11 protein-coding genes are annotated in these 14,510 nt (G+C 36.4%); 2 read left to right on the forward strand and 9 right to left on the reverse strand.

Annotated elements, in window-relative coordinates:
* Positions 1-2: 2 nt before the first annotated feature.
* The 9 genes from V7150_RS09560 to V7150_RS09600 form a co-directional block, all read right to left on the reverse strand.
* Positions 3-710 (reverse strand): Crp/Fnr family transcriptional regulator, encoded by a 708-nt coding sequence (locus V7150_RS09560; protein ID WP_335516797.1) that lies wholly within the window; start codon positions 708-710, stop codon positions 3-5.
* A gap of 405 nt (positions 711-1,115) precedes the next feature.
* Positions 1,116-1,487: an MmcQ/YjbR family DNA-binding protein gene (locus V7150_RS09565; RefSeq protein WP_335516800.1), complete on the reverse strand. Its 372-nt coding sequence runs from the start codon at positions 1,485-1,487 to the stop codon at positions 1,116-1,118.
* 24 nt (positions 1,488-1,511) lie between these two features.
* Positions 1,512-1,907: a VOC family protein gene (locus V7150_RS09570; RefSeq protein WP_335516803.1), complete on the reverse strand. Its 396-nt coding sequence runs from the start codon at positions 1,905-1,907 to the stop codon at positions 1,512-1,514.
* Between the two features lie 130 nt (positions 1,908-2,037).
* A complete protein-coding gene (locus V7150_RS09575) occupies positions 2,038-4,326 on the reverse strand; it encodes a YhgE/Pip domain-containing protein (RefSeq protein WP_335516805.1) in 2,289 nt (762 codons plus the stop codon).
* A 1,289-nt stretch (positions 4,327-5,615) separates the two neighbouring features.
* The gene (locus tag V7150_RS09580) at positions 5,616-6,251 is read right to left on the reverse strand and encodes a YczE/YyaS/YitT family protein (protein WP_335516809.1); all 636 of its coding nucleotides are present in this window, start codon (positions 6,249-6,251) and stop codon (positions 5,616-5,618) included.
* A 558-nt stretch (positions 6,252-6,809) separates the two neighbouring features.
* Positions 6,810-7,517 carry a M48 family metallopeptidase gene (locus V7150_RS09585; RefSeq protein ID WP_335516812.1) on the reverse strand — a complete coding sequence of 236 codons (708 nt, stop codon included), beginning with the start codon at positions 7,515-7,517 and terminating at the stop codon, positions 6,810-6,812.
* A 28-nt stretch (positions 7,518-7,545) separates the two neighbouring features.
* Positions 7,546-8,043, reverse strand: a complete 498-nt coding sequence (locus tag V7150_RS09590) for a DUF1456 family protein (protein ID WP_335516815.1) — start codon at positions 8,041-8,043, stop codon at positions 7,546-7,548.
* A gap of 583 nt (positions 8,044-8,626) precedes the next feature.
* Positions 8,627-9,589: a tRNA dihydrouridine synthase gene (locus V7150_RS09595; protein ID WP_335516817.1), complete on the reverse strand. Its 963-nt coding sequence runs from the start codon at positions 9,587-9,589 to the stop codon at positions 8,627-8,629.
* 226 nt (positions 9,590-9,815) lie between these two features.
* Positions 9,816-10,007: a hypothetical protein gene (locus tag V7150_RS09600; RefSeq protein WP_335516820.1), complete on the reverse strand. Its 192-nt coding sequence runs from the start codon at positions 10,005-10,007 to the stop codon at positions 9,816-9,818.
* A gap of 421 nt (positions 10,008-10,428) precedes the next feature.
* Here V7150_RS09600 and V7150_RS09605 point away from each other — a divergent pair, with 421 nt between their 5' ends.
* Entirely contained in the window at positions 10,429-11,871 is a 1,443-nt protein-coding gene (locus V7150_RS09605) for a L,D-transpeptidase family protein (RefSeq protein WP_335516823.1), read from the forward strand.
* Positions 11,872-12,798: 927 nt separating this feature from the next.
* On the forward strand, positions 12,799-14,352 hold the full coding sequence (locus V7150_RS09610; RefSeq protein WP_335516826.1) for an ABC-F family ATP-binding cassette domain-containing protein: 1,554 nt from the start codon (positions 12,799-12,801) through the stop codon (positions 14,350-14,352).
* The last annotated feature ends 158 nt before the right edge of the window (positions 14,353-14,510 follow it).

The following is a 14,510-nucleotide window of genomic DNA, read 5'->3' on the forward strand; positions in this document are numbered from 1 at the left end:
AATTAATGACTTATCTTTTTATCAATCAATTCTAAAAGTTGGTCGTATTGTCTTTCGGATATGATGATTTTCCTTCCATCTATTGTAACTAACCCGTTGTCTGAAAGCTTTCTGATAGATCGGTTAACTGTTTTTGTACTGAAACCCGTTTCCTCTGCAATCTGTTGTCTTTTGACTTGCAAAATGCATGTTTTGTTTTTTGCATGCTTTCTATAATATTGTGTCATATAAAGCATTAGGCGATCGAATCCGTCAAGAAACAAATAGGTATGATTGTTTTTTGTCTCTTCCAGAGTGCGGCTCATGAGAGAGCGTACTCGTAAAAACAACGCCTCCGAATCATTCCGTATCCAGTTTAAGAAGCTGTTCATCGGCATGACGATAAATTTACAGTCAGTGACAGTCACTAAAGTTACTCTGTAATAAGAGATTCCTGCAAATCCCTCCATTTCGCCAAACAACTCTGGGGCCTGAAACTCGGTAAAAACATAAACATCACCTGAAATTTGCTCTTCCGTTGCTCTTACGCGCCCCTCAACTAACACCCAAATTGCATTGCAGGGTTCGTTTGCCGATACAAATTTTGTATTCGCTTTCAACTCAACAATACGACAGGAACGACTAGATATGGGGATGTGTTTAAACAATTGCTTCAAATAAGCCTTTTGAGGCTTTGGCGCCATATCAATTGCTGCTATCAAATCCTCCATACTATATCTCCTCCTTTAATCAAATTATATCTCGAGAATTATACACCCAAAAGGACACCTGTCCTCTATTTTTATCTATTATATATATGTTCAGAAATTGTTCATACTTTCACTAAGTTCATGCGCCTAATGATTAGCGGTCCCTTTCACTCCCTGAAGATTGTTGATTTTTGTTATATCTAGTATTTTATATAAAAGATAAAAACCCAGTCCAAAGACTGGGCGATTATTATACTATATTAAAATGTGCTGGGTTACGCACTCCACATGTCCAAGAGTCTATATTACAACACATGGGGCGTTGGTGAAGTATACTACTATGTATATAAGCGAGGTTTTCATTTCCTGTATATATAAAACCGATAAAAGAACATAAATAAAGAAAGGCAGATCATCCGCCTTTCTTCACTTTTCATGTAACTCATTCCATTTCTTAACCAAACGCTTCGGTGCCGCACGTAAATAAGCTTCTTGAATTAGATCGGTCAATTCATCCCAGTCTTCCCTATCTGGATTTTGAATCGATACCCAGCCGTGACGGCCTATATACGGGGTTTTGTAAAAATGCTCTTTTTGCAGCAATAATTCTTGGGTTTCCCGATCTGACTTGAACGACAAGCTGAATCCTTTCTCGCTTTCACCTGAAATCACGAAAGATTTTCCATTGATTTTAAAAGTATTGTGACCGAAACCATCGATATGTTCAACAGCTTCGGGCAGTGCAAGACAGATATTGCGCACATTTTCAAGCATGCCTGCCGTGTCTTGTGATTTCATGTTTTTATTCACCTATCATGAATTTTACTTGGCATTCACATCGGGTTGATGAATTCCAAATATATTGCCTTCGGTATCAATATAGTATCCTTGCCACGCCATTCCAGGCAGGGCATATTTGGGCATTGCGACCTTGCCGCCATTCTCGATAATTTTAGCTTCCGTTAAATCGTAATTTTCCACTCCCATTGTACAAGCAAATGCATTTAATGCTTGGTTTGTTTCCGGCGGCGCACTTTGACGCTGCATCAAAGCACCATTGATTCCCGGTTCATTTTCATCGCCAGTCACTGCTCCAAAGTAAGGCATTCCTGCATAATCACTCCAATCTTGAAATGACCATCCGAATACCTCTCCATAAAACTTCTTTGCCAGTTCCATGTCATCCACATGAATTTCGAAATGAACTAATCTTCCCATGATTACCTCCTATTTTTTATAAAAAAATTCTCCTTATAGTCATTCAATGTTCGCTTCCAATTTCCTCTCTATTATCGTTAAGAATTTGTAAAAATATTCAATCAATGAAGTTTAAAGAAAAAGCCTGGGCTTAATGAAACAGCCCAGACTCCATTGATTTTTCTTTAAATTTTCTTATAAGTTTACTCGTTGGTCCTTTCAAGTAAGATCCAAACACAAAAGCGATAGCCCCAAACATAGTTAAATAGGAAAGGTCAATTGCTACTCGTTTCCAAACAATTCCGCCAAGTGCTTCTCGCATCATATCCACTGCATAGGTAAAAGGTAAAAATGGGTTTACTTTTTGGAAAAACTCTGGCAATAACACAACCGGATAGGTTCCTCCTGAGCTTGATATTTGCAAGACAAGTAGAACAATAGATAAGGCTTTTCCTACATCACCAAATACTGCAACCAATGAATAAACAATCAGAATAAAAACAAAACTGCTGATACAACCAAATAATACAAAATAAAATGGCGAATGAACATCTACTCCCAATAATAAGATGTCCCCTATTGTAACAACAAGTGATTGCAACATCCCAATAGTCAAAAAGGTGAGCAATCGACCAAAATAAAGTTGTCTTCCTGTATAATTTCCATCAAAATGTGCATCCGTTGACAAAAGAGAGATTAACAATAATCCTCCGACCCATATAGCCAAAACAGTATAAAATGGTGTCATACCTGTTCCGTAATTGGCGATAGGGAAAATTTTATTTGCATCCAAAACAACTGGTTCAGCAAAAAACCCCTTCTCTGCTTGCGGATCATTTTTCAATGTATTAATGATGTCATGAATATTGGCTTCCTTCTCTAATTTTCTAATCTTATCGGCTAGTTGCCCTACTTTTTCATGGACATATGGATATTGTGCTAGCGAATAATCAAGAATTTTCTTTCCATCATCTAGTCGTTTATTTACGTCTATTAAAAGACTTTCTACTTTTGGTATCGTGGTTTGAATACTGACTAAAACCCCTCTAGCTTGTGTCAATGTGGTACTAGCTGCACTCATTTGTTTTAGTACAAACGGCTCTACTTGATTGTTATAATCATTTACAAAGCCATCCACTTGACGGGCTACCTCATTTGAAAAGTCCTTTGTCTCCTGAAGTGTAGGCATGTTTTCTACTAAATGATTAAAATTAGTTGCGTCTTTTTGTATTTCTTGAAGGGTTTGCTTTACAACATCCAATTGTTTAATCGCTTTATCAATGGCCTCAATTTGACCTTGTGGAGTAAGCTGTTTAGATAGCAATTGATTCAAGTTGTCTAATTCTTTCTTCAACTCTTCTGTATTCTGGTCTCCATTATTTGTGGTCAAAAGACTCTGCAAATTTTTCATCGTCTGTTCAAATTGTTGCTGATTCAAACCATTTGTATTCACTTGTTCTTTCGCCGTTTGCAATGCTTTTTGAATAGAATCAATCAAGGTAATGGTTTGATTAATCTTTGCATTTAAATTCGTTGTAAAATCATTGATTTGAGTTGGGTCCAGAATAGGTTTTTGAATCCCATTAACGAATGAATTTAATTTATGAGCCTCTTGTTGGATAGTAGATAACTGACTTTTCACTTTTGGAGATATGTCATTAAACTTATTCCCTGCTTCATTTACAAAAGCTGTAGTATCGTCAATCGTTTTTAATCCATTCGTTATCGCATCTTTTGCATTTGGAATGATCCCCTGACTCGTAACGATGATACTTTTAGCTTCTACGACATCCCGTTCTGTGCCATCAAGCGTATTCTTTATATCTGGTAACTTTTCTTCCAATGTAAACACGTAATTTTGAAAACGCTCAAGATCTGGTAAGTTTTTTTCCATCTCAATGCCTAATTTGTTAAATAGGTCAAAAATGACACCATTTACTGAGGAAGTAAATTTACTACTTATTTGTTCCACCAGTACACTAGCTCCTTTTTCTGTCATTTTAGGAGCGATAGCATTGATTTTTTCGTTTACATAATATTTAACATGAGCCTTTGTCGGTTCTTTGCTAACAACTGTGCTTAATTTTTGCGAAAAATCTTTTGGGATTACAATGGCCGCAAAATAATCACCATATTTTACTTTTTCCATCGCTTTATCGTAGTCAACAAAATGCCAACCAAATGAATGATTTTTCTTTAATGTCTTAACTAAATCCTCTCCGGCATTAATTTTTTGACCTTGAATCATTCCACCTGAGTCTTGATTGACAATGGCAATGGAAATCCGTTCCGTATTTTTATACGGATCCCAAGAAGCCTTAATATTCAGCCATGCATATAGGGATGGCAAGATAATCAATCCCAAGACAATAATAGATACAACCCAATTTGTTGTAATCTTTTTAATGTCAGTTGAATAAATTCTCCAGATGTTTTTCATTATTCAATTCCTCCTGAAATATAGTGTATTGGCTTTGCCAATGCCTATTTTTTCTAATTCTATTTATTATAGAAATCAGAAAAGGATTTATAGCTTCCCTGTCTTGAATTTACGTTTTTCACTTTTTTGTTGAATTGTTTTGGTATAGATTGTTGCATTCTTAACCTTACTTCAGATACTGATGTACTGCGATCTGGAGGTGTTCAAGTATGTAGGGATTAATGCACATTTAAGAGATTATTCCTAGTAAACAATTTTTTGGCTCAGATGGCTTGAAAACGTAAAAAAAAAGCATTTGTTGAGAGAGTCAATCAAATGCTTTTTTCCGTCTGCAAAAAATTGAATAAATTAACAATCAATCATCTAAGAGAAATTGTGTAAATCCCATTGATTACTTTTTTGCGTATCGATGAGTAAAATCAAACCCACCATACTCCATACATTCAAAACAGCACTTACTATTAATAGACCCCATTTTATGAATTGCGTTGAATGAGTATTTAAAGCGATTGATACGGTACTACACCCTATGACCTACATAGCCATCAATAAAGGAAAGTTTTTTACCAAATAAAGTCTCCTATTTATCCTTATTATGCCATAATAGTATATTATTTTATTTTAATAAAAACAACAAAGTTTTTGAACAGCCTAGGTAAAAAAAGCCTTATTTTTCGCTGCTTTTTACAATCGTAAAACATCCGCCAAGAGGCTTTCCAGTGTTCTTCCTTACTGTATGATTCTATTCTTGTACTCATGGTTTTGATTCACCTCTATTGTAGGATTAGTAAAAAGCAAAAAGAAAGAGAGAGCAGATTGCCCGCTCTCTTTCGATGGTTGAGGAAAAGAACCCATACATATCTGGGAGTAATGGGAATTACCCACTCTAATTTTATCTCCCTGCCTTGGAGATAAAGTGGGGCCATCCGGCCCCCGGGGTCTTACCCCAGAAATCCAAAGAAAAATATGTATGTATTTCGTTTACTTGCTGCACTTTACTTGATTATGAATAACTGTTCATAATCTCTCTTTTCCTCCTCGGCTTCAATTTCTAATTGAAATCCCTATTTTTTGTGGTAAAACTGATACCGTAATTATTATAGAGACTTCAATTTTATATGTTTTATAATCCTATTAAACACAAAAAGCACCAAACAAAAACATCATTTACTTATGATGTTTTTCACCGTAACGCATCTAAATGAGGTTTCTCAAAACCGGGGACTGGCAAATACTATTGGGCCCCCCCCCTGAAGGGATACTCATACATCGTGATTTTTTTTCATTGTCTACATATGCGTTAACAGGCGATCCTTTTGGTTAAGGAAATATGCCATCAATTTCTTACATTGAGGAATAGAAAATCCTAAAATTGGACCTAATCCAAACGCAATTAACACTGTTCCAATTCCAACAGGCCCCCCTAACATCCAACCAAGAAGAAAAACGAGTACTTCAATTCCATTTCTAACCAACGGAATACTCCAACCCGTTCTTTCAACAATTAATAACATAAAGCTGTCTCTAGGGCCTGCTCCAAAATCAGCAGAAACATATAATCCAATACCATACCCAATTAAAACAACACCTATGATAAAGGCAATTGTTGCTCCTGCTAAACTATCAATGCTAGGTAAAATCGAATTAAAAAGATCAATAAATAATCCTAGAAACAACATATTTAGAAAAGCCCCTATTTTTGGCCATGCCTTATTGAAAATTGAACTGATCAACAAAAGTAAAAATCCACTTATTATCGACCAAGTTCCAATAGTAAAGCCAAATTTAGTAAATAAACCATAATGAAAAACATCCCATGGTCCAATCCCTAAATACTTTCCTTCAATTGTTAAAGATATGCCAAATGCTAACACCATTAATCCAAAAATAAAAAAAGACCAGCGTAGAATCCATTCCTTTTTCATAACTGCTCCTCTATCTTATATTTTATTTTTTTATTAATATAACATTAAATTTGGACAGAACTTATAATCTATATTTTCCGAAATATCACCCCAAAAGCGTATCTTTAATTTTCTTATTAAAGGAGAATTATGGGGTCTTATTCGTTTTAACAATGGAAAAGCTGACGAAGGCAATATCATATAGCCACGTCAGCTTTTTCTTTTTGAAGATAAAAAATCATCAATAAGAACAATATATCTAAGTTTGGCTCTTGAATAGATTTTACCTAAAATTCAAGGAGGAGAACATTAAATCAACTTATTTAGTTTTAAGAAAAGGAACTCATTTACTTATGATATGGTTCCTCACACCACAAGTAAAAACATGTTTACATCTGCTCTAACTTCACAACCGCTTCTACATGTCCAGAGTGTATTTGGCAACACAGAGGGTGCTAGTGAGTTATTCCTTCCCGCAAGGATTAACGGTTAATAATAAAAAAGGTACCTCTCAAAATCTTTGTGTAAGGGAAAGGTACCATTCTAATTTTATTTCTATTTTATAACTGTAAGGGGCTACTAAACAGTCATTTTCCAACTTGATAAAGCCAACCAGTTTTCCTTTTCCTTATAATCAGGCATTATTTTTCCAACAAGACGCCAGAAGGATCGGTCGTGGTTCAGATGAACCATATGGCACATTTCGTGAATGACTACATAGTCGATTACCTCCCGTGGTGCCATAGCTAGTCTCCAATTGAATGTTAACTGCAGTTTTGAATCACAGGTTCCCCATGTAGTTTTACTATCCGTGATACGAAAAGAACGTGGTTTTGTTTTGAAGTTGCTCTGATAGGAAGATATGCTCTTCTCCACTAAAGCCTTACATTGCTGGTAATAAAATCGTTTTAAAGCTTGTTTTATTTTTTCAGTGTTAGACTGCTTTACATATATATGTAGCTTTTCTTCTTTAAACACTACATGGTCTTGCATGATATTTATATCTTGAAAGATTTGTATGGGATAGGTGTTTCCTAAATAAAGAAAACTCTCACCATACTCATAAACCTTTTTCTGTGGCCCATGCAACCTAGCCTTCATTTCTCTTAATTTTTGCTGAATAAGCTCCCATTTTTCCTCTAATAACTGATGCACTCTCTCATCAGGTGTCCCTTTCGGAGCCTGGACTTCCACATTTCCATAACTATCTATCGTAATTCCTATAGATGTACGATTTTTATACTTGATCTCAAAACGTATGGTCTCGCCTAAGTAGGTATGTATCATGTAATCACCTAAATTATTCTTTAATGCATTATCCCCTGTATTTGACAGCCAACCCTTTTAAGAAATTCCTGGCATATTTATCTCCGCACTCTTTATAATTCTTATGCCCTTCTTTTCTTAATAAAGCGCCGAGTTCTCCTTTTGAAACCGTGATTCCTGCTTTTTCGAATATATCCAGCATATCCTCAGTAGTTAATGCTAATGCTATTTTAACTTTCTTTAACAGGAGATTATTAACGTTTGCACTTTTCTTTATAGACGATTCTGGCGTATCGGACTGTTTTGGTTTTGGATCCTGTTTTCCTCGTTTAAAAATAATAAAACCATTTAAAAATGAATCTAACATACTGTTATTACATTTTATTTGATCATCACTTTCAGCATCATCCTCGTCTGATTTTGTGAGAATCTTTATTACTTCTGGTACTGTTACATCCACAGCGCCAAGTTTAAATATCTCTGCCATTTCTTTATTTTTTATCTCCATTGCATATCTCAATCGAATTAATATATCATTATTATCCATAATGAACCTCCTATATCAGTCCTCTTAAACGACAGGCGTTATTTTTCAATCTCCGCATCTTCCTCGACTGTGTTTTTGTTGCGATAGTGATAGTCAGATGTAGTTAGAGTCTCCATGCTTATTCATTTATAACCTATATACTCAAACCAGTCAAAATTAGCTTTATTTTTGCTGCTTGCACTATAGATGCATATAATCTTAATTCAGTCCCCACAAAGCCATTTGATTTAACTAATAATACTTCTACGTTAATACCATATCAAAAAAGTAAATAGGCAACTCCCCGAAGGGTTTGTTGCCTTTGTTACAGCTTCAACTTGGGTTGAATAGTAATCACAGACCTAATTTAAAATTAACTGCGACACACACTCCACATGTTCAGAGTGTATGTGGCAACACAAAGGTGCTGGTGGGTTTATTACATTCTTAAGACCTTTTTCTTTCAGAAAACAGACTTTATCAAAACAAAAGTTGCCGGCTGCAAAGGAACTTGAAATTGAATAAAATAAGCACACATGAGTTGATGGGATTCATTTTTTCTCTAACTTTTTGAGAGTTACATCATTTCACTGTCCCCGTCCCATCAACATTCTTTTCCAAAGTTATCAAGCAATGCACGCACTTCATCTGTTGATTTCGTGTTCATCAATTGATTTCTTAATTCACCAGCTCCACGGAATCCTTTGATATAAATTTTGAAAAAGCGATGAAGCCCTGTGATTGAACGTGGCAGTGCTTCCGCATATTGATCTTGAAGATCAAGCTGCAGTCTTAAAAGATCAAGGTATTCTTTACTGCTATGCTCTTTTGGCTCTTTTTCAAAAGCAAAAGGATTTTTAAAAATACCTCGCCCGATCATAACGCCATCAATACCATATTGTTCAGCAAGATGCAGCCCAGTTTGACGGTCAGGAATGTCTCCATTGATTGTTAGCAGCGTATTTGGTGCGATACGGTCACGTAATTTTTTGATTTCCGGAATTAGCTCCCAATGCGCATCTACTTGGCTCATTTCCTTTCTTGTACGTAAATGAATAGAAAGGTTCGCAATATCCTGTTTTAAAATATGTGTTAGCCACTCCTCCCACTCATTTACATCCTTATAGCCAAGTCGTGTTTTCACGCTGACAGGCAATCCGCCCGCTTTTGCTGCTTGAATAAGTTCTGCCGCAACGTCTGGACGCAGAATAAGGCCACTACCTTTCCCTCTCGATGCCACATTCGGTACAGGGCAGCCCATATTAATATCGATGCCTTTAAATCCTAGCTCTGCCAGACCAATACTCATTTGACGGAAATATTCGGGATTATCCCCCCAAATATGTGCCACCATTGGCTGTTCATCTTCTGTAAAAATCAAACGGCCACGCACACTTTTCATGCCCTCTGGATGACAATAGCTATCCGAGTTTGTAAACTCTGTGAAAAATACATCCGGTCGACCGGCTTCACTTACTACGTGACGAAAAACAACATCTGTCACATCTTCCATTGGTGCAAGTACAAAAAATGGTCGTGGTAAATCACACCAAAAATTATCGATCATATTAACTCAGTTCCTCTCATTATAGGACATCAGGACAAGCCCTTGTCCTTAAAAATCAAAAGCAAAGATGCCCCTACTTCCTTAACATTTATACCATGCTTAATTACTATTTATTAAACTATAGTAAATTTTTATCATTATACACTTTAAAATTATAAAATAAGAAGTGCAAGGAAAATCGAGTAAGACGAGGTAATGTGGGATACAGGGACATATATATTGAGGGTCAAATATTTTCCGCAGAAGAAAGGATACGATGTAAAATTTGTTTTGCTGCTTCAATGGTAGTTAACATTGTAGGTGATTGCATCAAGTATCCATAAATATTGGAAGTAGGGTTAATTACCTTTGGTGGATTAACTGGTTGCCTATCCTCATTAAGGAACAGAGTGGCCGAAGGAACTTTATACGTCTCCATTGTCAGTTCATTTTCAGGATCCTTTGAAATCTTTAACTTTAAGACATCTTAATAAATCTGTTGATAAAGCAAAAGGGCTTCCGATTTTTCCGGTAGCCCTTTTTTAAATACGTAATTTTATCCTTTAATATGTTCTCAAGTATCTTCCCGTATCGATGATCCAATCCACTTGGCTGATCACATCAAATTTGTGCTCGATGACAATCACGCCCAGCAGAAAGACCGTCTCCACATACGCAAAGTGTATTGGGCTTTGCTTAGAATAAAATTTAATCATGCCTAAAAACCGACAATGTTCGAATATGACATTTTGTAGAATAGTAGTATAAATTACTTCTAAACAGTGGTAACCAATAATACAATATCAATTGCTTATGGCTAAGAAGTTTACGACATAAGGTCAGGTATGGGGGGGAACTTTATGGACAGCACGGTAAATGTTCAAGAAATGGAGATACAACATGTAAAATCTGCTAAGTGGTATGCAAACTGGAGGTTTTTTACAGCAAGTATCATTCTTATTATCGCGCTCTTCATTGCAGCAGGCAGCTACTATCAGGCAAACCATTTTAATTCACAAATCAAGATTAATGGCATCACGGTCGGTGGAATGACTGCTGATCAGGCACTAAAAAAATTAAAAGCAACCGTATTAAAAAATGTTGTCTATGTCGGAGAACAGCAAATTTTAGATGGAAAAGATACAAAGATGGTATTTACGAATAAGGATCTGCCCGATGTCAAAAAATTATTAAAGAGCCAGTGGACTTTTTTTCCTTCTTCAAAGGCGAAAGATTATTCATTAATGCCCAGCAATCAGGATCAATATCGAAACCAGACGTTAAAAAAACAGCTGGAAGAAAAGCTATTAGCCATGAATCAGAGTTTAAAAGCGCCACAAGATGCGGTGGTTCGTTTAGAACAAGGCAAAATTGTTGTCACTAGCAGCATTAGCGGAGAGCAGTATGATGTCGCCAGTCTTTTGAAGGACTTCGAAAAGCAAGAATATATTAGTGAAATCCGTCTCAATCCAGCATACATACAGCCAATTAAAGAAGACAGCGAGTTTATAAAAAATCAACAGAAAAAGCTGGAGGAATTCCTTGCACAGACTGTCGATTATCAGGTACAGGATAAAGTTTTTACGTTAAAGGCAAGCGAATTAATTAAAAATGCATCTATTTCAAAAGATTTGCAGATTAAGTTTGATGATGCCGGTGATATTAAGAATAAGATTGCTGAAATTAACAATTCCCAATCCACATTAAATAAGGACTTCACATTCACGACCCATTCAGGTTCGGTGATATCGGTGAAAGGTAAAGGCTATGGCTGGGCCATAGATATTGATAAAGAAATACCGCGTATTATGGAGGCTTTTGGAAATGGGGAGAACTCGGTTTCCGCCTCTAATATTTACGGACAGGGCTGGAAAGGTGAAGGCTACGGATATGACACAATCGCAAACAATGGTATTGGCGATACGTATGCTGAAGTCTCCATTGCAGAGCAGCGAATTTGGATTTACAAAAATGGAAAATTAGTCGTCACAACAAATGTTGTTACCGGTAACCACAGCACTGGTCATGATACATCACCAGGTGTGTGGTATATCCTCTATAAGCAAACACCTTCCGTACTAACGGGCAGAGAAAACGGAAAAATCACTTATCAGGTAGATGTTAACTATTGGGCTCCTTTTACAAATGACGGACAGGGGTTCCACGATGCCAGCTGGCGAGGCAATTGGGCAAGTAATGCCTATCTTAGTGCAGGATCGCATGGCTGTGTCAACACACCGCCAAACATTATGAAAACTGTGTATGACAATCTCAGCGCCTATGAGCCGGTAGTTATTTACTGAGGCATGGAGGGATTTCCCAAAAGCATAGCTTTTTAGGAACAGCTGGCTCTTTCCTTTCAAAAAATGATTGGTTTTTAAGAATAAGAAGGCAACGTCCGTCGGTGGGGTTAGTTGCCTTCTTTTAAAATGAGTTACGACACGCACTCGACGTGGCTTGAATAGTGATGGCAGATTCATATAGATGTGGTAGTGCTTACCTTAACCTAGTTTTTTTCGTACCTTCCACCCCTACATAAGGCAGCTCAATTACCTTTATTTCTTCGTTATTTGTGTGAAAAATATATAATTCACGGCTTTGATTTTCCGCATGTAGTTTTTTGTATTCTCTTCATGCGGCGTTCCCATTTTCAAAGTCATCAATCACTGACATTTCCTCAATGATTCTTTCTTTTCCTCTTGTTTCCGATTTCAATGCTTCTATTTAGACACAACGCTCTGGAAAATGCTGATGTATTTCAGACCATTTCATTGACATGCGACTCCAAATTCAATAACAATTTTTTATTCTCATTATTAAAAAAAATGAGATGAATCCATATTAAAATTCTTTCTTTACTATCCCCACTATTTTACTTGAAGGAATAGTCGGATCATGTTGAACGAGCTCTCTTCTCGCCCTGCCTATGGAATGTACACCCTAAAATTTTTGTTTAGAACTCAACCAATTCTTTCACTTTTTGTTGAACTATTCCCACATAGGAAAACCTCATATCATACATCCTAGTTCGGTTGTATAATAGACTCTTACCCTATTGTGATTCGCCCAAGTAAATATAATTCAATAATCTCATTTAATTAAGAAGGGGCAGACTTCAATTTAGCCCAAAAATCGAATTACATTTTTCATAAAAAACAACTTCAAGATAGAAAAAGTAGCTAAAATCTAGTAAGATATCCACATGTGACATTAGATAAGGGGTTAAAAAAATGAGCGTGTTAAACGTACAAAATTTAAGTCACGGTTTCGGTGATCGTGCGATTTTTAATAATGTGTCTTTTCGACTTTTAAAAGGAGAGCATATTGGACTAGTTGGGGCAAATGGTGAGGGTAAGTCTACTTTCATGAATATTGTTACTGGGAAGTTGCAACCCGACGAGGGGAAAGTTGAGTGGTCACGAAAAGTTCGTGTTGGTTATTTAGATCAGCATGCTGTACTTCAAAAAGGTACTACGATGCGTGACGCTTTGAGTACTGCTTTTCAATATCTCTTTGATGCTGAATCAGAGATCAATGAACTTTATGCAAAAATGGGTGATGAAGGTGCTGATATCGATGCATTACTTGCAGAAGTTGGAGAGCTACAAGAAACTTTAGATAGTAATGATTTCTATCAAATTAATTCAAAAGTTGAGGAAGTTGCTCGTGGTCTAGGATTAGACGATGTTGGACTCGATCGAGATGTAGATGATCTTAGCGGTGGGCAACGTACGAAAGTTTTGCTAGCAAAGCTTTTGCTAGAAAAGCCTGAAATCCTATTACTTGACGAGCCTACGAACTATTTGGATGAACAGCATATCGAATGGTTGAAGCGCTATTTACAGGAATATGAGAATGCATTTATCTTGATTTCACATGATATTCCATTCTTGAACAATGTTGTTAACTTGATCTATCACATGGAGAACCAAGAGTTGAATCGCTATGTTGGTGACTATGATAACTTCTTAAAAATATATGAAATGAAGAAGCAACAGCTAGAGTCTGCTTACAAGCGTCAACAACAAGAAATTGCTGATTTGAAAGATTTCGTTGCTCGTAACAAGGCAAGTGTTGCGACTCGTAATATGGCGATGTCTCGTCAAAAGAAGCTCGACAAAATGGAAGTTATTGAATTGGGGAAAGAGAAGCCGAAACCAGAGTTTAAATTCAAAGAAGCTCGCACAGCTAGTCGTTGGATTTTCGAGACTGAAGATCTTGTGATTGGTTATAACGAACCACTTTCTCGCCCTCTAAATTTGAAAATGGAACGCGGACAAAAAATTGCATTCGTTGGTGCAAACGGTATTGGTAAGTCTACTCTTTTAAAAAGTATTCTTGGGTTGATTAATCCGATTTCGGGTAAAGTGGAACGTGGTGAGTATCAATACATCGGTTACTTCGAGCAGGAAGTTAAACAGTCCAACTACAACACTTGTATTGAAGAGATTTGGAGCGAATTCCCAAGTATGAATCAGGCTGAAGTCCGTGCTGCTCTTGCAAAATGTGGATTAACGACGAAACATATTGAAAGTAAAATTGAAGTCCTTTCTGGTGGCGAAAAAGCCAAAGTTCGATTGTGTAAAATTTTAAACACAGAAACGAATCTATTAATTCTAGACGAACCTACCAATCACTTGGATGTGGATGCAAAAGAAGAATTGAAGCGTGCTTTAAAGGCATATCGCGGAAGCATCTTGATGGTATCCCACGAACCTGATTTCTATCGTGAAATTGCGACTGATATTTGGAATTGTGAGGATTGGACTACGAAAGTGTTTTAAATAAAGATTAAGGGGTACCCAATGAGTAAAATTCCACTTGGGTACCCCTTTTATTAATATTAATAAAATATCACTTCTATTAAAAATTATTAAACAGTTGAATAACTTCTCACTCTGTTTAGTTTTCCTATTTATCAAGCTTAAATTAACATTAGATC

The sequence above is a fragment of the Neobacillus drentensis genome, assembly GCF_036965245.1.
GTDB lineage: Bacteria > Bacillota > Bacilli > Bacillales > Cytobacillaceae > Neobacillus > Neobacillus drentensis_G.